This is a genomic window from Streptomyces sp. NPDC048825 (assembly GCF_043198355.1).
GTDB lineage: Bacteria > Actinomycetota > Actinomycetes > Streptomycetales > Streptomycetaceae > Streptomyces > Streptomyces xiangluensis.
This window is the reverse complement of record NZ_JBICUR010000003.1, coordinates 441697-458516: the sequence shown is the minus strand read 5'-3', so window position 1 is coordinate 458516 and position 16820 is coordinate 441697. Positions and strand designations below refer to the sequence as shown.

At 69.4% G+C, this 16820-nt stretch carries 14 protein-coding genes, 1 tRNA gene and 2 pseudogenes; 4 read left to right on the top strand and 13 right to left on the bottom strand.

Going from position 1 to position 16820, the window contains the following annotated elements; translation table 11 throughout:
• Positions 1 to 169: 169 nt before the first annotated feature.
• From rho to ACGFNK_RS10770, 7 genes are all read right to left on the bottom strand, one after another.
• On the bottom strand, positions 170 to 2236 hold the full coding sequence (gene rho / locus ACGFNK_RS10800; protein ID WP_393414087.1) for a transcription termination factor Rho: 2067 nt from the start codon (positions 2234 to 2236) through the stop codon (positions 170 to 172).
• A gap of 387 nt (positions 2237 to 2623) precedes the next feature.
• Entirely contained in the window at positions 2624 to 3541 is a 918-nt protein-coding gene (gene thrB, locus ACGFNK_RS10795) for a homoserine kinase (RefSeq protein ID WP_388686163.1), read from the bottom strand.
• A 263-nt stretch (positions 3542 to 3804) separates the two neighbouring features.
• On the bottom strand, positions 3805 to 4863 hold the full coding sequence (gene thrC, locus ACGFNK_RS10790) for a threonine synthase (protein WP_344388733.1): 1059 nt from the start codon (positions 4861 to 4863) through the stop codon (positions 3805 to 3807).
• Positions 4864 to 4869: 6 nt separating this feature from the next.
• A complete protein-coding gene (locus ACGFNK_RS10785) occupies positions 4870 to 6162 on the bottom strand; it encodes a homoserine dehydrogenase (RefSeq protein ID WP_386353998.1) in 1293 nt (430 codons plus the stop codon).
• Between the two features lie 177 nt (positions 6163 to 6339).
• Positions 6340 to 7731, bottom strand: a complete 1392-nt coding sequence (gene lysA, locus ACGFNK_RS10780) for a diaminopimelate decarboxylase (protein WP_393414082.1) — start codon at positions 7729 to 7731, stop codon at positions 6340 to 6342.
• 21 nt (positions 7732 to 7752) lie between these two features.
• A complete protein-coding gene (gene nrtL / locus ACGFNK_RS10775; RefSeq protein ID WP_393414079.1) occupies positions 7753 to 8820 on the bottom strand; it encodes an ArgS-related anticodon-binding protein NrtL in 1068 nt (355 codons plus the stop codon).
• Between the two features lie 180 nt (positions 8821 to 9000).
• Positions 9001 to 9522 (bottom strand): response regulator, encoded by a 522-nt coding sequence (locus tag ACGFNK_RS10770; protein ID WP_393414422.1) that lies wholly within the window; start codon positions 9520 to 9522, stop codon positions 9001 to 9003.
• Positions 9523 to 9633: 111 nt separating this feature from the next.
• On the opposite strand from ACGFNK_RS10770, the gene ACGFNK_RS10765 reads away from it, so the two are divergent.
• Positions 9634 to 9705: transfer RNA gene (locus tag ACGFNK_RS10765), tRNA-Arg, on the top strand.
• 711 nt (positions 9706 to 10416) lie between these two features.
• On the opposite strand, the gene ACGFNK_RS10760 is transcribed toward ACGFNK_RS10765, so the two are convergent.
• Together ACGFNK_RS10760 and ACGFNK_RS10755 are read right to left on the bottom strand one after the other, a co-directional pair.
• A complete protein-coding gene (locus tag ACGFNK_RS10760; RefSeq protein ID WP_386338914.1) occupies positions 10417 to 11439 on the bottom strand; it encodes a DNA-directed RNA polymerase subunit alpha in 1023 nt (340 codons plus the stop codon).
• Positions 11440 to 11628: 189 nt separating this feature from the next.
• Positions 11629 to 12109, bottom strand: a pseudogene (locus ACGFNK_RS10755) (alpha-glucosidase); the annotation flags it as partial.
• Positions 12110 to 12265: 156 nt separating this feature from the next.
• On the opposite strand from ACGFNK_RS10755, the gene ACGFNK_RS10750 reads away from it, so the two are divergent.
• On the top strand, positions 12266 to 12919 hold the full coding sequence (locus tag ACGFNK_RS10750) for a hypothetical protein (protein ID WP_393414077.1): 654 nt from the start codon (positions 12266 to 12268) through the stop codon (positions 12917 to 12919).
• A 27-nt stretch (positions 12920 to 12946) separates the two neighbouring features.
• Positions 12947 to 13120, top strand: a pseudogene (locus ACGFNK_RS10745) (helix-turn-helix domain-containing protein); the annotation flags it as partial.
• Between the two features lie 89 nt (positions 13121 to 13209).
• Here ACGFNK_RS10745 and ACGFNK_RS10740 read toward each other — a convergent pair.
• Positions 13210 to 13614 carry an ArsI/CadI family heavy metal resistance metalloenzyme gene (locus tag ACGFNK_RS10740; RefSeq protein ID WP_393414074.1) on the bottom strand — a complete coding sequence of 135 codons (405 nt, stop codon included), beginning with the start codon at positions 13612 to 13614 and terminating at the stop codon, positions 13210 to 13212.
• Between the two features lie 28 nt (positions 13615 to 13642).
• Positions 13643 to 15025, bottom strand: a complete 1383-nt coding sequence (locus tag ACGFNK_RS10735) for an NAD(P)-binding domain-containing protein (protein WP_393414071.1) — start codon at positions 15023 to 15025, stop codon at positions 13643 to 13645.
• Positions 15026 to 15257: 232 nt separating this feature from the next.
• Here ACGFNK_RS10735 and ACGFNK_RS10730 point away from each other — a divergent pair, with 232 nt between their 5' ends.
• The gene (locus ACGFNK_RS10730) at positions 15258 to 15635 is read left to right on the top strand and encodes an ArsR/SmtB family transcription factor (RefSeq protein ID WP_393414068.1); all 378 of its coding nucleotides are present in this window, start codon (positions 15258 to 15260) and stop codon (positions 15633 to 15635) included.
• A 25-nt stretch (positions 15636 to 15660) separates the two neighbouring features.
• On the opposite strand, the gene ACGFNK_RS10725 is transcribed toward ACGFNK_RS10730, so the two are convergent.
• Positions 15661 to 16416 carry an aquaporin gene (locus tag ACGFNK_RS10725; RefSeq protein ID WP_393414419.1) on the bottom strand — a complete coding sequence of 252 codons (756 nt, stop codon included), beginning with the start codon at positions 16414 to 16416 and terminating at the stop codon, positions 15661 to 15663.
• A gap of 35 nt (positions 16417 to 16451) precedes the next feature.
• A complete protein-coding gene (locus tag ACGFNK_RS10720) occupies positions 16452 to 16760 on the bottom strand; it encodes an ArsR/SmtB family transcription factor (RefSeq protein ID WP_393414065.1) in 309 nt (102 codons plus the stop codon).
• Between the last annotated feature and the right edge of the window lie 60 nt (positions 16761 to 16820).

Genomic DNA, 16820 nt, shown 5'->3' with positions numbered 1-16820 from the left:
GATTTCAGGCCAAGTCTTGGTCTCGTTCACCGTGGGTGGCGACCTTCCCACGTGTGGCAAAGGTCTCGCGCAATGCGCCTTCAGGGCCGTCCACGTGGCCTGCGAAAAGGGGCTGCCCCCGTCACGTGCGTGACGGGGGCAGCCCCTCGAGCAATCACAAACTCCGGCGTCAGTCGTTGCCGTTGCCCGGCATCGGCGTCGTCTTCTGGATCTGGAGCAGGAACTCGCCGTTCGACTTCGTCTGCTTCATCTTGTCCAGGAGCAGCTCGATCGCCTGCTGCTGGTCGAGCGCGTGCAGCACCCGGCGCAGCTTCCAGACGACCCCCAACTCGTCCCCGCCGAGCAGAATTTCTTCCTTACGGGTGCTGGACGCGTCCACGTCCACCGCCGGGAAGATGCGCTTGTCGGAGAGCTTCCGGTCGAGCTTGAGCTCCATGTTGCCGGTGCCCTTGAACTCCTCGAAGATCACCTCGTCCATCCGCGAGCCGGTCTCGACCAGCGCGGTGGCCAGGATCGTAAGAGATCCGCCGTCCTCGATGTTGCGCGCGGCACCGAAGAAGCGCTTCGGCGGGTACAGCGCGGTCGAGTCGACACCACCGGACAGGATGCGGCCGGAGGCGGGCGCGGCGAGGTTGTACGCACGGCCCAGACGCGTGATCGAGTCGAGCAGTACGACCACGTCGTGGCCCAGCTCCACCAGGCGCTTGGCCCGCTCGATGGCCAGCTCGGCGACCGTGGTGTGGTCCTCGGCCGGGCGGTCGAAGGTCGAGGAGATGACCTCGCCCTTGACCGACCGCTGCATGTCGGTGACCTCTTCCGGACGCTCGTCGACGAGGACGACCATCAGGTGGCACTCGGGGCTGTTGACGGTGATCGCGTTGGCGATCGCCTGCAGGATCATGGTCTTGCCGGTCTTCGGCGGGGCCACGATCAGGCCACGCTGGCCCTTTCCGATCGGCGCGACCAGGTCGATGATCCGCGTGGTCAGCACGGCCGGGTCGGTCTCGAGACGGATCCGGTCCTGCGGGTACAGCGGCGTCAGCTTGTTGAACTCCGGGCGGCCACGGCCGAGTTCGGGCGCCATGCCGTTGACGGAGTCGAGCCGGACGAGCGCGTTGAACTTCTCGCGGCGCTCCCCTTCCTTAGGCTGCCGGACCGCGCCGGTGACGTGGTCACCCTTGCGCAGACCGTTCTTGCGGACCTGGGCGAGGGAGACGTACACGTCGTTCGGACCGGGCAGGTAGCCGGACGTGCGAATGAACGCGTAGTTGTCGAGGATGTCCAGGATGCCCGCGACGGGGATCAGGACGTCGTCCTCGGCGACCTGCGGCTCGGCGATCTCGTCGCGGCCACGGCGGCCACGACGGTCCCGGTAGCGACCGCGACGGCCACGGCGGCCGCCCTCGAAGTCGTCGTCGTCCTGCTGCTGGCGGTCCTGACGGCCGCCGCCCTGCTGCTGGCCGCGCTGCTGGTTGCCGGCACCCTGGCTCTGCTGGTCGTCACCCTTGCCGCGGCCGCGGTCCCGGTCCCGACCGCCTCGGTCGCCCCGGTCGCCCCGGTCACGGTCACGGCTGCCCCGGTCGCGGTCGCGGCGGCCCTGGCGGCCATCGCCACCCTGGTCGCCCTGGCGGCCATCGCCACCCTGGTCACCGGAGTCGGCCCTGACCTCGCCCTGGGGCTGGGCCTGAGCAGGAGTCTCGGCCTTCGGCTCGCTCTTCGCCTCGGCGGTGACCGTCTCGGGGCTGCCCGCATCGGCGGTGGCCCGACGACGGCGCCGCTCGGCCGGGGCGTCGTCACTGGCCGGCTGGCCGGGAATCTCGATCTGCTGCTGGGCCACGGCCTTTTCGGCCTTCGCGGCCCTGCCGCCGTTGTCCGCCTTCTTCTCACTCTTCTCGGCGGCAGGTACGGCGTCGTCCCCCGTACGAGCCTTCGAGGTGGCCCGGCGCTTCGGCTTGGTCTCGGTGGCGGCCTCGGCGGTCTTCGCCGGGGCACCCCCTCCTGCCTGCGCCTCCTTGATGACCTCGATCAGCTGGCTCTTGCGCATCCGCGCGGTGCCCCTGATTCCGAGGCCGGATGCGACCTGCTGCAGCTCGGCCAGCACCATGCCCTCAAGGCCACTGCCACGGCGCCGACGGGAGCCTGAAGCACCGGTGGCAGGCGCGGCGGAGGCGTCCGTGGCGGGCGCGGCAGCGGTCTCCTCGACACGTGCGCCCATCAGATCGGTGGTGTCGCTCACGAAGGGTCCTTCCCTGGAGCGGACGTCGGCCTGTCTGGCTCGGCGACCGGTTGTGCTGTCCGGCTTCGGTCCGGTGATGTGGACCGTGCCGGGGCGGTGGTCCGCCAAAAAGGCGGAGGGAATATCTGCTGGATGGCGTTTCCGGGTGCCGTGACACTGATGTGCGGTGTCGGCCGGCTCGGTCACGCCGGTTCCGGAGCGTGCTCAGGACTGCTCAGCGCATAGCGTCCAATGCGTTGCACAAAGCAGTTTGGGAGGCTCCCGGAAAGAGGTCTGTCCCGGACGGGGACACGAAGCACCTCGCCATGGTGGGGTCGGGTGCAGACTTGAGATTAACACTACCGGATCCAACAAACATTCCCCCTCTCCAAATCCGGCAACCGTGTGTCAGGTGGCAAGCGGCAGCACGCTCGCTCCCTGGGCATCGAGGCTCAGCCGGTTGGCCGCCCAGCCCTCGCCGGCCAGGCGGGAGACCTTGTCGGCGGTGGCTTCGTCGGCCAGTGCGAGCACGGTGGGACCCGCGCCGGAGATCACGGCGGGGATTCCGTCGGCCCGCAGCCGCTCCACCAGAGCGGCGCTCTCCGGCATGGCCGGAGCCCGGTACTCCTGGTGCAGTCGGTCCTCGGTGGCGGGCAGCAGCAGCTCGGGGCGCCTGGTGAGGGCCTCTACGAGCAGTGCGGCGCGGCCCGCGTTGGCGGCGGCGTCGACATGCGGCACGGTGCGCGGCAGCAGTCCGCGAGCGGTCTCGGTGAGGACGGGCTTTCCGGGTACGAAAACCACCGGAACGATGGATTCAGCGGGATCCATCCTGATGGCGCGCGCGGCGCCACCCTCCATCCAGGACAGTGTGAAACCGCCGAGCAGGCAGGCCGCGACATTGTCGGGGTGGCCCTCGATCTCGGTGGCGAGCTCGAGAAGCGCCTCGTCGTCGAGCTTCGCGTCGCCGCCTATGGTCACGGCGCGCGCGGTGACGATGCCCGCGCAGATCGCGGCGGACGAGGAGCCGAGGCCACGGCCGTGCGGGATGCGGTTCGCGCAGACGATTTCGAGTCCGCGCGGCTGTCCGCCCAGCAGATCGAAAGCGGTACGGAGGGAACGTACGAGAAGGTGACTCTCGTCACGCGGGAGTGTCTCGCTGCCCTCACCTGCGATGTCGATGTGCAGTCCGGAGTCGGCCACCCGGACGACCACGTCGTCGTAGAGCCCCAGCGACAGGCCGAGGGCGTCGAAGCCCGGGCCGAGGTTGGCGCTGGTGGCGGGGACGCGCACCCGTACGGCGGCGGCGCGGAACGCTGGACCGGCCATCGCTCGATGACTCTCCTTGAGCTTGAGCTGCGAGATTGTCGAGATGTGTCGAAATCCTGCGAGACGAACGGAAGATCACGGAAGACCCGGCGGCCGCAGAGACGGCGCGGCACCGCGGCATATGCGGCGGGCGGGTTACGTACAGCCTATCGAAGGAAGGTTCCGTGGCGACATAGGGCGCACAGGAGGCGCACGATGCGTGTCGTATGCCCCCTGTGCACCCCTGTCGGGGATGACAGGTTGGCGAAGCCGAGGCGCCGCGCTTACGCGAGGCCGAGGCGCTCCGCCGCCGTTGCCGCGTCCACCGGGACCGTGACGGGCTGGGGGGCGCCCGCGACGGCCCAGTCCGGGTCCTTGAGGCCGTTTCCGGTCACCGTGCAGACGATGCGCTGGCCCGGGTCGACCTTGCCCTGCTCGGCGGCCTTCAGCAGGCCTGCGACGGACGCAGCCGACGCGGGCTCGACGAAGACGCCCTCCTGGGAGGCCAACAGCCGGTAGGCGCGCAGAATTTCACGGTCCGTCACCTCGTCGATGAAACCGCCCGATTCATCCCGGGCAGCCAACGCGAACTTCCACGAGGCCGGGTTGCCGATACGGATCGCGGTGGCGATGGTCGACGGATCCTTGACGACCTCACCGCGCACGATCGGGGCGGAACCGGAGGCTTGGAATCCCCACATTCGAGGGGTTTGCTTAGCGATCCCGTCGGCCGCGTACTCGGTGTAGCCCTTCCAATAGGCCGTGATATTGCCCGCGTTGCCCACCGGCAGGACGTGAATGTCAGGTGCGTCACCCAGCATGTCCACGATTTCGAACGCGGCGGTCTTCTGGCCCTCGATACGCACTGGATTGACTGAATTCACCAGTGCCACAGGGTAGTTATCAGACAGATTGCGCGCGAGCGTGAGGCAGTCGTCGAAGTTTCCGTCGACCTGGAGGATCTTCGCGCCGTGCACGAGCGCCTGGCCCATCTTGCCGAGCGCGATCTTGCCCTGCGGGACGAGCACTGCGGAGACCATTCCGGCCCGTACGGCATACGCGGCGGCGGAGGCCGACGTGTTGCCCGTCGAGGCGCAGATGACGGCCTTCGCGCCCTCCTCCTTGGCCCGCGTGATGGCCATGGTCATACCGCGGTCCTTGAAGGACCCGGTGGGGTTCGCGCCCTCGACCTTGAGGTGCACCTCGCAGCCCGTGCGCTCGGAGAGCACCTGCGCGGGCACGAGCGGCGTACCGCCCTCACGGAGCGTCACGACCGGCGTGGTGTCGGAAACCGGCAGCCGGTCCCGGTACTCCTCGATGATTCCGCGCCACTGGTGGGTCATTGCTGGTTACTCTCCTTCAACCCGCATGATGCTGGCGACACCCCGCACGGTGTCGAGGTTGCGCAACGCCTCGACGGTCCCGTTCAGGGAGGCGTCGGACGCGTGGTGGGTGACGACGACCAGAGAAGCCTCGCCGTCTTTCCCCTGCTGGCGAACCGTATCGATCGAAACGCCGTGCTCGGCGAAAACGGTCGCGACCTGGGCGAGAACACCCGGTTTGTCCGCCACATCGAGGCTGATGTGGTATCGCGTGACGACCTCGCCCATCGGCGAGACGGGCAGCTGGGTGTACGCGGAGGCGCCGGGTCCGGTGGCGCCGCTGATCCGGTTGCGGCAGACGGCCACGAGGTCACCGAGGACCGCGGAGGCGGTCGGCGCACCGCCCGCGCCGGGACCGTAGAACATCAGCTGCCCCGCGGCGTCCGACTCGACGAACACGGCGTTGTACGCACCGCGCACGGAAGCGAGCGGGTGGGCCAGCGGAATCATCGCGGGATGCACGCGCGCGGTGACGGACCCTCCGTCGGCGGCCCGTTCACAGATGGCGAGCAGCTTGATGGTGCAGCCCATCCCCTTCGCCGAGGCGAAGTCGGCGGCGGTGACCTCGGTCATGCCCTCGCGGTACACGTCGTCGAGCCGCACACGCGTGTGGAAGGCGATTCCGGCGAGGATCGCGGCCTTGGCGGCGGCGTCGAAGCCTTCGACGTCCGCGGTGGGATCGGCTTCCGCATACCCGAGCGCGGAGGCCTCGTCGAGGGCCTCCTGGTAGCCGGCGCCCGTCGAATCCATCTTGTCGAGGATGAAGTTGGTGGTGCCGTTGACGATTCCGAGCACGCGGTTGACCTTGTCGCCGGCGAGGGATTCGCGCAGCGGCCGGATCAGCGGGATGGCACCGGCGACGGCCGCCTCGTAATAGAGGTCCTTGTTCTGCTCCTCGGCAATGGCGTGCAGGCCCGCGCCGTCCTGGGCGAGCAGCGCCTTGTTCGCGGAGACGACGGAGGCGCCGTGCTCGAAGGCGGTGGTGATGAGGGAGCGGGCGGGCTCGATACCGCCGATGAGCTCGACGACCACGTCGATGTCCCCGCGTTTGACGAGGGCGGTGGCGTCGGTGGTGATGAGCTCGGCCGGGATGCCCTCCCGTACCTTGTCGGGCCGCCGGACGGCGACGCCCGCCAGCTCGACGGGGGCCCCGATGCGGGCGGCGAGGTCGGCAGCGTGCGTCGTCATGATGCGCGCCACCTCTGAGCCGACAACACCACAGCCCAGCAGCGCCACCTTCAGCGGACGCGTACGCATCATCCGACCTCGTTTCCTCTTACCGTCACGGTGGATCCAGTCTCACTCACCGGACGGGACTTTCTATGCCATGTCCGGATCGTGAGACGTCTATTTCATTTCTAGGGCGGCCGATCGCAGGAGATCTTCCGCCGGCTGTATTCGTACGTCAGCGGTCATCCGACCGCGTACGTCAGTGGCTCATCCGACATCGAGGCGCAGCAGGTCCTCCTCCGTCTCCCGGCGGACGATCACCCGGGCCTCGCCGTCATGGACCGCGACGACGGGCGGGCGCAGAGCGTGGTTGTAGTTGCTGGCCATGGAGCGGCAGTACGCCCCGGTGGCCGGCACGGCGATGAGGTCGCCCGGCGCGAGATCGGCGGGCAGGAAGGCGTCGCGCACGACGATGTCGCCACTCTCGCAGTGCTTGCCGACTACGCGTACGAGCATGGGTTCGGCCTCGCTCACGCGGGAGACGAGGGCGACGCTGTACTCGGCGTCGTACAGCGCGGTGCGGATGTTGTCCGACATGCCGCCGTCGACGGAGACGTACGTACGCAGTCCGTCGAGCGGCTTGATGGTGCCGACCTCGTACAGGGTGAAGGCGGTCGGGCCGACGATGGCGCGCCCCGGCTCGACGGAGATGCGCGGGGTACGGAGCTTCGCGGCCTCGCACTCGCGCGTGACGATCTCGTTCAGCGCCTTGGCGATCTCGTGCGGCTCGCTCGGATCGTCCTCGCTCGTGTAGGCGATGCCGAGGCCGCCGCCGAGGTCGATCTCGGGCAGCTCGACGCCGTGCTCGTCGCGGATCTCGGCGAGCAGCTTCACCACCCGGCGCGCGGCGACCTCGAAACCGGCCATGTCGAAGATCTGCGAGCCGATGTGGCTGTGGATCCCGATCAGTTCGAGCCCATTGAGCGCGAGGGCCCGCCGTACGGCTTCGGCGGCCTGCCCGTCCGCGAGCCCGATGCCGAACTTCTGGTCCTCGTGGGCCGTGGCGATGAACTCGTGCGTGTGCGCCTCGACGCCGACCGTCACCCGGATCTGCACGCGCTGCCGCTTGCCGAGCGACTCGGCGATGTGCGCGACGCGGACGATCTCCTGGAAGGAGTCGAGGACGATGCGTCCTACGCCGCGGCTGATGGCCTCGGTGATTTCCTCGGCGGACTTGTTGTTGCCGTGGAAGGCGATGCGATCGGCGGGCATGCCGGCGGAAAGGGCGGTGGTGAGTTCGCCGCCGGAGCAGACATCGAGATTGAGCCCCTCCTCGTGCAGCCAGCGCACGACGGCGCGCGACAGGAACGCCTTGCCGGCGTAGAAGACGTCGGCGTCCTCCCCGAAGGCGGTGCGCCAGGCGCGCGCCCGCGCACGGAAGTCGGCCTCGTCGATGAAGTACGCCGGGGTGCCGAACTCCTCGGCGAGCTTCTTCACATCGATGCCGCCCACGCTGACGACTCCGTCGGTCGTACGGGTGACAGTCTGCGCCCAGACCTTCGAGTCCAGGGCGTTGAGGTCGGTGGGCGGCGCGGTGTAGTGCCCCTCGGGCAGAACATCGGCGTGACGGGGCCCGGCGGGATGTGCGGAACGGCTCATGACTTCTCTTCTTCGGCTCTCTCAGAGGTGTTCGGGTGCGTCGATGCCGAGCAGGGACAGGCCGCCGGCCAGCACCGTCCCGGCAGCTTCGGCAAGCGCCAGCCGGGCCCGGTGGGCGGCCGAGGGTTTCTCGTCGCCGAGGGGGAGGACGCGGGTGACCTCCTGGTAGCGGAGGAAGGCGTCGGCGATGACGACGAGGTGGCGGGCCAGGTGGTCGGGGGCGCGGCGGGTTGCTGCGGTGGCCAGGGCGGGGGGGTGGTCGGCGAGGGCGGTGAGGAGGGGGGCTACGGAGTGGTTGGGGGGTGCTGGGTGTACGTCGCCGGGGGTGCCGTCGAAGCCGAGGTCGGCAGCGTTGCGGGTGAGGGATCGGGCTCGGGCGTGCGCGTAACGGACCCGGAAGAGGGGGTTGGTCTCGCGCTGCACGAGGTGGTCGGCGGTGATTCGGGGCCGGTCGTGAGGGGCGGGGTGGAGGAGGGCCCAGCGGGCGGCGTCACGGCCGAGTGGGGTGGGGTCCTCGGCCGCCGGCACGGGGCGGAGGTTCACCTCGAGGGGGGCAGGAGTGCCGGGCCGGCCATGGGCCTCGACGGTCACGCCGAGGGACTCTACCCACGCCGGGTCCAACTCGGCCTCGCAGGACGTACGGACGAGGACGCCCTGCGTACGGAGGAGCCCGGCGAGCACCTGCCCACTGACCGCTGCGCGCACCTCGCACGGGTAGTGCAACTGCACGATCCGCCCGCTCGGTTCCTCGGCGTACCCGTAACGAGAGCCGCGCCGCAGGATGTCCCTGACCAGGGCTTCCGCTCCGCCGTCAAGGGTGATGTTGAGGAAGCCGGGCCCGGTGACCTCGACGCGTGCCACACCCTGGGCCTCGGTGATGAGCGGGCGCAGGATCTCGGCGACGTGACGTGGCGGACGCCCGGCGGGCCGGGCCAGCTGCAGGGCGACATTCGTGGCGTAGTCACCGCATCCCCCGGGCCCCGGCGGCGCCACCACGGCCCGCGCGGGCACGGCCACACTGAGCTCACCGGCGTCCACGGCGCGGCGCACGGCGCACAGGACGGTACGGGAGAGCTCGACGGGGGTCACGGGGACAAGCGTATGGGAGGAGGGGGGTGGGCAAGCGAGCTGATTTGGGGAGGGTCCGGGATGTGGACGGGAGATACGGACGGGGGATACGGACTGGACGGGGCGGGGGCTTCAGCTGCACGGGGCCGTGGCGCGCCGACCCGCGGGGCCGGACCGTCACCCCTCCCTCTCAGTTCCCCCTCAACCGCCGGCGCTCCCCGCACGCTCCGCGCACTCGGTCCCGCCCGTGCCTCCCGGGGCCCCGAGCGGACTCCCGAGGGACGCTCCACCACCCCGCCGCTCCATCAACTGCCGTACGAGCCGCACGAGTTCGGCCGGCTCAAAGGGCTTGGCCAGAAAGGCGTCCACCCCCACATCGAGCCCGCCCTCGATCTCGTACTGCGTACAGGCGCTCACGACGGCGAGGGGCAGATTCCGGGTCCGCGGATCGGCACGAAGCCGGGAGGCGGTCCGCAGCCCGTCGAGCCGGGGCATCACGACGTCCAGGGTGATGACATCGGGCCGCACGTGATGAACGACATCCAGACACTCGGCACCGTCAGCCGCGGTCACGACCTCGAAACCCTCCAGCTCGAGGTTGACCCTGATCAACTGCCGGATGACCTTGTTGTCGTCCACAACAAGCACCCGACCCGACGCGCCTGGCACAACTCGAGAGTAGGTCCGCACCCCCGCCCGCGTCCGGCTTTTCCCCACTTCCACCCGCCCGTGGACCCGCACATCCACCGGTCTCCCCCCACCAAAACCGGTTCCTGAACCCCCCGAAAGAGCTGGTAGGGTTCTACCCGTCGCCGCACAAACCGCGCCCGACACGCCCCCGTAGCTCAGGGGATAGAGCAACGGCCTCCGGAGCCGTGTGCGCAGGTTCGAATCCTGCCGGGGGCACCCTTTCTGAGGTGCCTAAAGACCCCGTGACCAGCGAGTTCGCTGTGTGCGGGGTCTTCGCGTGTGTGCAGCCGTATGCAGCCCTGAGCGGCTCTATGTCGACGTCCGCGGACTATTTGTGGACACGATCTTGAGAGCATCGGCCCAGGTCAGCCCCAAGAACGGCGAAGGCCCCCGGACGGATCCAGGGGCCTAATGCCCAGCGCGGCTCACGGGCTACCCACGCGCGGTCACTCGCACTCGCGCAGTAGCTCTTCGATCTTGCGGAGGCGATCTCGTTCACTCGGGGATGCCTCACACGCAACGCAACGTCATGACCCTGTCGTGCAGGTTGGGCCTTTCACTCATCGCAGCCCGGCGGTCCGGCACTGGCGGATCCTTACGAGGGGCAGCGCCTCCTCGAACGGTGAGCCACGACGACTCCCGCCGGGGGCGGGTGAGGTCTGCCTTGAAATGCCCCAGGGTGCCAAAGGGATCGCGCGGCGCGCGGCAGTGCCGCCCGGCGCGTACCGCTTGCACTGCACCACCATCGACCGGCCGCCCCCCGGCAGCCGACCGGGTCACGTCCGCGTAGCTGTTGTGGGAGCCGCCTGAACTCTGGTCGAGGACAGGGGCATGTCCTCGACCGGGTGCCGTCGTCGGGTGTGCCATCTCCTCATCGCCGGCTCCTCTGCCTTCCCGGCTCCCTCGCGACCCGGCGCAGCGCAGCGTTCAGTACTGCTCGGTCTCCACGAAACCCGCGTCCGCGTCGTTGTCCGCACCGAAGGCATCGGCGGCGGCGGTGGGGTCGAATCCGGGCGGGCTGTCCTTGAGGCCCAGGCCCATGCCGACCAGCTTCGCCTTGACCTCGTCGATCGACTTCGCGCCGAAGTTGCGGATGTCGAGGAGGTCGGCCTCGGAGCGGGCGACGAGCTCACCCACGGAGTGGACGCCCTCACGCTTGAGGCAGTTGTACGAACGGACGGTGAGGTCGAGCTCCTCGATCGGCAGTACCAGGTCAGCGGCGAGGGCGGCGTCCGTGGGGGACGGGCCCATGTCGATGCCCTCGGCGTCAATGTTGAGCTCACGGGCCAGACCGAACAGCTCCACCAGCGTCTTACCGGCGGACGCCATGGCGTCACGCGGACGCATGGCCTGCTTGGTCTCGACGTCGACGATCAGCTTGTCGAAGTCGGTGCGCTGCTCGACACGCGTGGCCTCGACCTTGTACGTGACCTTCAGCACCGGCGAGTAGATGGAGTCGACCGGAATACGCCCGATCTCCTGGCCCACCTGCTTGTTCTGCACGGCGGAGACGTAACCGCGACCGCGCTCGACGGTCAGCTCCATCTCCAGTTTGCCCTTGCCGTTGAGCGTGGCCAGGACGAGGTCGGGGTTGTGCACCTCGACACCGGCCGGCGGCGCGATGTCGGCGGCGGTGACCAGACCCGGCCCCTGCTTGCGCAGGTACATCACCACAGGCTCGTCGTGCTCACTGCTCACGACCAGCTGCTTGATGTTGAGGATCAGGTCGGTGACGTCCTCCTTGACGCCCGGCACGGTGGTGAACTCGTGGAGAACACCGTCGACGCGGATCGATGTGACCGCCGCACCCGGGATCGAGGACAGGAGCGTACGACGCAGGGAGTTGCCGAGGGTGTAACCGAAGCCCGGCTCCAGCGGCTCGATCACGAACCGGGAACGGAACTCGTCGACGACCTCTTCGGTGAGAGACGGACGCTGAGCAATCAGCACGAGGTATTGCCTCCAGTGTTTGGCGCCCGCTTTGTGACGCCGTAGACACCATGAAGGGTACGGGTGATACGGCCTGAAGAGGCCCAACCGCCCGAGACCGCCCGTCTGCCGGCCAGTCGGCGGGCCCAGCCGGCATTCCTTCCGTCCAGCCGGGCAGCCGGCGGGGCGAGCTCGCTCTACGAGCCGAAGTTATGGACAGTGTTCGGTGCTGTCCGTTTCCATGCAGGCCAGGGCCCGTCCGGTCAGCGGGGAGTGACACCGGACGGGCCCTGGCGCATGGTTGACGACGCAGGCGAAGCCTGGGTCGCGGCGGAATGCGAGGACTCCGGCGGGGGCGTCGAGCCAGGTCATGGTGCCGTCGCCGAGGGCGGAGCTCTCGCTGCGCAGGCGGAGGGCGGTGCGATACAGCTCCAGCATCGAGGTCTCGTCGCCGGTCTGTGCTTCCACACTTCGCTCGCTCCAGTTCGCGGGCTGGGGCAGCCAGGGTTCGGCGGAAGCGCCTTCGGGGCTGAAGCCGAAGGGTGCGGTATGCCCGGACCAGGGAAGGGGGACGCGGCAGCCGTCGTGGCCTCGGTCGGTGTGACCGGAGCGTTCCCATGGGGTCCTGGAGGACGGACTCGGGCAGGTCCTCGACTTGGGGCAGGCCGAGTTCGTCGCCCTGGTAGATGTAGGGAGATCTGCCACGGAGGCGCTCTCCGCGACGGGCGCCTGAACGGGTGTGCGATCAGCTCCGGTAGCATGATCGGCTCGAAGTATGGGGGATCTTGTGCGAACGAAATCGGCTGTTGTGACGGCCGCACTTGGCTGCTTAGTGGTGGGCGCCGCCATGGCCGGCTGCTCAGACGGCGCCACCGCGGAGGAGCCCTCCGCCAAGCAGATGCTTGACGACGCGAACGACACGATGAACGCGCTCAAGTCGGTGACCGTGGACAGCAAGACCACGACCGTGGCCACCGGCGGAGGCTTCTCCAGCCGTCTGACGACCGACCTCAAGGGCATGTGCAGGTCCAGTCGGACCTGGACCAACGGCGCCCGCCTCGAACAGATCCGGATCGGCGACACGGACTATGTCCGCCCGAACCGCGCCTACCTGAAGATGGCGGGCAAGAACGGGAACAGCACGGGAGAACAGAAGCGCTGGGTCAAGAGCCCCGCCGCCGAGACAGCCTTGGAAACAGAGGAGGCCGGACTCTCCAACTGCACCCGGGAGTTCGGCTCCTTCGGCAAGGCGACGAAGGGCGATCCGACGAAGGTCGACGGCAGGCCGGCGATTCCGTTGGTGGTGACCGACAAGGCGGACAAGGGCGGCACCTACACGCACTATGTCGCCACCGAGGGCGAGCCGTACCTCCTCAAGGTCGACTACAAAGGCGCCGACTACCGGACCACCACCACCTTCAGCGACTTCGACAAGCCAGTGGATGTACGCGCCCCGGCGAAGGGCGACGTGCTGGACGCGACCGCACTATTGAACCGCTGACCCTTCGCTTGGTGTCTACGGGAACGGCGCCTCGCCCTCGCCGCCGACCTGCTGCGCGAACCTGACGCCACCCTCGCCGTGGTGGCCGACCGCGTCGGCTTCGCGGGCGCCTTCGCGCTCAGCGCCGCGTTCAAGAGGGAACACGGCGTCAGTCCGAGCGAGTACCGGTACCGGACACGTGAGGCTCGGACGGGGATCTGACGTCCGGGCGGACGATGCCTTCGTGATGGGCAGGCTCAGCGGCCCGCCCGCCGTCCTTCGCCTCGAATCCCACCTGCCGATGAAGACGATCAAGGCCGGTCCCTGACCTGCTTGGCCAGGGAGCCCGCGTCGGCCTTGACGACGTACACCTCCCAGGGTTCCTGGCCGGGGCCGTGGACCCAGACCTTGTCCTGGAGGGCGTAGCAGCAGGTGGTGTCGTTCTCCTCGTCGGTGACCAGGCCTGCCTCGCTCAGGCGGGCGGTGGCGGCGTGGACCGCCTCGGTGTTGTCGACCTCGACGCCGAGGTGGTCCATGCGGGTCGCCTCGCCCGCGGTGCCTTCGATGAGGACGAGCTTGAGTGGGGGCTCGGCGATGGCGAAGTTGGCGTAGCCGTCGCGGAGTTTGGCGGGCCCGGTGCCGAAGAGCTTCGTGTAGAACGCGACGGATTCGGCGAGGTCAGGTACGCGGAGGGCGAGCTGTACGCGGGACGTCATGGCGAACCTCCTTGGGTGGATGGGGAGTTCAGCAGCCGCCGGACGCGGTGGTGGTCGGTGCGCCGATGCCGATCTGGAGGGTGGTGGGGGCGGCGCAGCAGCCGCCGCCGGACTGTTCGGCGTTCTCCGGCTCGTCGAAGAGGCCCGCGCCGCCGCACACTCCGGTCTCGGGGAGGGTGAGCTCGACACGCTCGGCGGCCTCCTGGTCGCCGGCGATCGCCGCCGCGATGGAGCGGACCTGCTCGTAGCCGGTCATCGCGAGGAACGTGGGGGCACGGCCGTACGACTTCATCCCGACCAGGTAGACGCCCTGGTCCGGGTGGGAGAGCTCGCGCACGCCGTGCGGGTAGACCGTGCCGCAGGAGTGGACGTTCGGGTCGATCAGCGGGGCGAGCGCTGTCGGGGCCTGGAGGCGTTCGTCGAGGCCGAGGCGGACCTCGGAGAGGAAGGAGAGGTCCGGGCGGAAGCCGGTCAGGACGATCACCTCGTCGACCGGGTCGAGACGGCGGCCGTCCTCGGCGACAAGGACGAGCCGGTCGTCCTCCCGCTCCACGGCCTGCGTACGGAATCCCGTGACCGCGCTCGCGTGGCCGGCCTCGACGGCGGCCTTGGCGCGCAGACCGAGGGCGCCGCGAGCGGGGAGTTCGTCGGCCTCGCCGCCGCCGTACGTGCTCGCGCTGATGCCCCGTCGCAGGATCCACACCGCGTGCGTCCCCTCCTCCTCCCCGGCCAGGTCGGCGAGGAGGGCGAGGGCGGTGAAGGCGGAGGCACCGGAACCGACGACGGCCGTGCGCCTGCCCGCATAACGGTCGCGTACGGCCGGGTCCTTCAGGTCCGGAACACGGTAGGAGATGCGGTCGGCGGACGCCTTCTCGCCGAGGGCGGGCAGGCCGTTCGCGCCGACGGGGCTCGGGACGGTCCAGGTGCCGGAGGCGTCGACGACGGCGCGGGCGGTGAGCCGCTCCTCGGCGCCGTCGGCGAACCGGACGTGCACCGTGTACGGCTGCTCGTCGCGGCCCGCGTCGACGATCCGGTCCCGGCCGGCCCGGGCGACGCCGGTCACCGTGGCGCCGCAGCGAACCTTGTCACCCAGGACGTCGGCAAGGGGCTGGAGGTAGCGCTCGGCCCAGTCGCCGCCGGTCGGGTAGGCCGAGGCGTCGGGGCGGACCCAGCCGGTCGGGGCGAGCAGCTTTTCGGCCGCCGGGTCGACGAGCTCGCCCCAGGTGGAGAACAGCCGGACGTGCGACCACTCCCGTACGGCACTGCCCGCAGCGGGGCCGGCTTCCAGGACGAGGGGTTCGATGCCGCGCTCGACGAGGTGGGCGGCGGCGGCCAGGCCGATGGGTCCGGCACCGATGACCACGACGGGCAGCTGGTCGGTGCTTGGCGCGTTGCTGGTGGACGCAACCACGGGGTCCCCTTATTTCGATAAGTGTCGATCCATTACGCTCCCAGCATGGCACCTGATTCGATAAGCGTCAACATAGACGTTCATCGAAATTAGAACCCCAGGCGGTCCACCGGCAGCCGGCTGGAGGTGCGGGTCCGTCGCGGCCGAGCGCACCCCGCAGCGGAGCCGCGAACGTCACAGCCCCACGCCCCTGCACGGGGAGCCCTGGTTCGACGTATGTCAACATAGACGCATGTCGAACATCAAAGCGCTGCCGCTGCTGGAACCCGAGGTCGACGAGGGTGTCGTGCCGTGCTGCCCGCCGCTCACCGAGCGGCCGCTGACGGCCGAGGAGGCCGAGCGGACCGCCGCGATGTTCAAGGCACTCGGTGACCCGGTCCGCCTGCGCCTGTTCTCCCTGGTCGCCTCGCACGAGGGCGGCGAGGCGTGCGTGTGCGACATCTCCGACGTCGGTGTCTCCCAGCCGACCGTCTCCCACCACCTGAAGAAGCTCAAGGAGGCCGGTCTGCTCTCCTCCGAGCGCCGCGGTACCTGGGTGTACTACCGGGTGGAGCCGTCGGTGGTGGCCGCGATGGGGCAGATGCTGACCGCGGCCGCCCCCGCGGCCTGACCCCACCCAACCCGCGTTCTGCGGCTCATTCGGCCGATCGTCCGGGCACGGACCGTCCGGGCATGAAGATGAGGGCCACCAGTGCCAGGCCGACCACGGCGCCGACGAATTGCACGCCGATGAAGCCCGCGACCGAGCCGGGCGCGATGCCCGCGAAGGTGTCGGTGAAGGCGCGGCCGATCGTCACCGCCGGGTTGGCGAAGGACGTCGACGAGGTGAACCAGTACGCGGCGCCGATGTAGGAGGCGACGGCCACGGGTGCGTACCGCAGCCGGTCGGCGCGGGCCAGTCCGAAGATCAGCAGGATCAGACCCGCCGTGGCGACGACCTCACCGAGCAGCAGGTGGCCGGCCGAGCGGTCGTGCGTGGACCACTTCACCAGTGGCTCGCCGAACATCGCGTCCGCCAGGATCGCGCCCGCGATCGCGCCGACGATCTGCGCGGGCACGTACACGGCCGCCTCGCGCAAAGTGACACCGGCGCCGCCGTGTCTGGCCGTCCACCACTCCGCCAGCGTGACCACCGGGTTGAAGTGTGCGCCCGAGACCGGGCCCAGCAGGAGGATCAGGATGCCGAGGCCGAAGACGGTGGCCGTGGAGTTGGCCAGCAGTTGCAGGCCGACGTCATCGGTCAGATCCGTGGCCTGGATGCCGGAGCCGACCACCACCGCCACCAGCAGCGCCGTACCCACGAGTTCGGCGGCGGCCCGGGAGACCAAGGGGTTGCGCGCCGGAGTGGCACCCGGCGCGGGCGCGACGGAGCCGGGTTCGGCAGCGGGCATCGCGGCCTCCGAGGTCGGGGCGGCTTCGGCGGGGATCACGGGCAGGCCCTCTTGTTCTCGGCGGCGGTGCGAGCGGACTCGGCCAGGTCGGCGAACTGACCGGCGAGCTCAGCGACGACGTCGGGCTTGAGCCGGTAGTAGGTGAACCGGCCGCAGGGCTCCGTCTCGACGACCCCGGCCTCGCGCAGCACTCTCAGGTGGTTGGAGAGGTTGGTCTGCCGGGCACCGGTCTCCTCCACGAGGTGGGTGGTGCACAGCACCTCTTTGGCGAGCAGGGCCACGATCCGGAGCCTGAGCGGGTCGGCCAGCACCCGGATCAGGTCAGTGTCGACTGACGTCATCATGGGCTGATACTGTCACATCAGTGGTGGCTGACATCACCGGGTGCTGACGTCATGCGCGCC

What these genes read in the sequence shown, in the direction of transcription:
- thrB (WP_388686163.1), bottom strand. Translation starts at nt 3,541, where the DNA reads ATGGCCGGTCCAGCGTTCCGCGCCGCCGCCGTACGGGTGCGCGTCCCC.
- thrC (WP_344388733.1), bottom strand. Translation starts at nt 4,863, where the DNA reads ATGACCCACCAGTGGCGCGGAATCATCGAGGAGTACCGGGACCGGCTG.
- ACGFNK_RS10785 (WP_386353998.1), bottom strand. Translation starts at nt 6,162, where the DNA reads ATGATGCGTACGCGTCCGCTGAAGGTGGCGCTGCTGGGCTGTGGTGTT.
- lysA (WP_393414082.1), bottom strand. Translation starts at nt 7,731, where the DNA reads ATGAGCCGTTCCGCACATCCCGCCGGGCCCCGTCACGCCGATGTTCTG.
- ACGFNK_RS10750 (WP_393414077.1), top strand. Translation starts at nt 12,266, where the DNA reads ATGGCCGGCTGCTCAGACGGCGCCACCGCGGAGGAGCCCTCCGCCAAG.
- ACGFNK_RS10740 (WP_393414074.1), bottom strand. Translation starts at nt 13,614, where the DNA reads ATGACGTCCCGCGTACAGCTCGCCCTCCGCGTACCTGACCTCGCCGAA.
- ACGFNK_RS10730 (WP_393414068.1), top strand. Translation starts at nt 15,258, where the DNA reads ATGTCGAACATCAAAGCGCTGCCGCTGCTGGAACCCGAGGTCGACGAG.
- ACGFNK_RS10725 (WP_393414419.1), bottom strand. Translation starts at nt 16,416, where the DNA reads ATGCCCGCTGCCGAACCCGGCTCCGTCGCGCCCGCGCCGGGTGCCACT.
- ACGFNK_RS10720 (WP_393414065.1), bottom strand. Translation starts at nt 16,760, where the DNA reads ATGATGACGTCAGTCGACACTGACCTGATCCGGGTGCTGGCCGACCCG.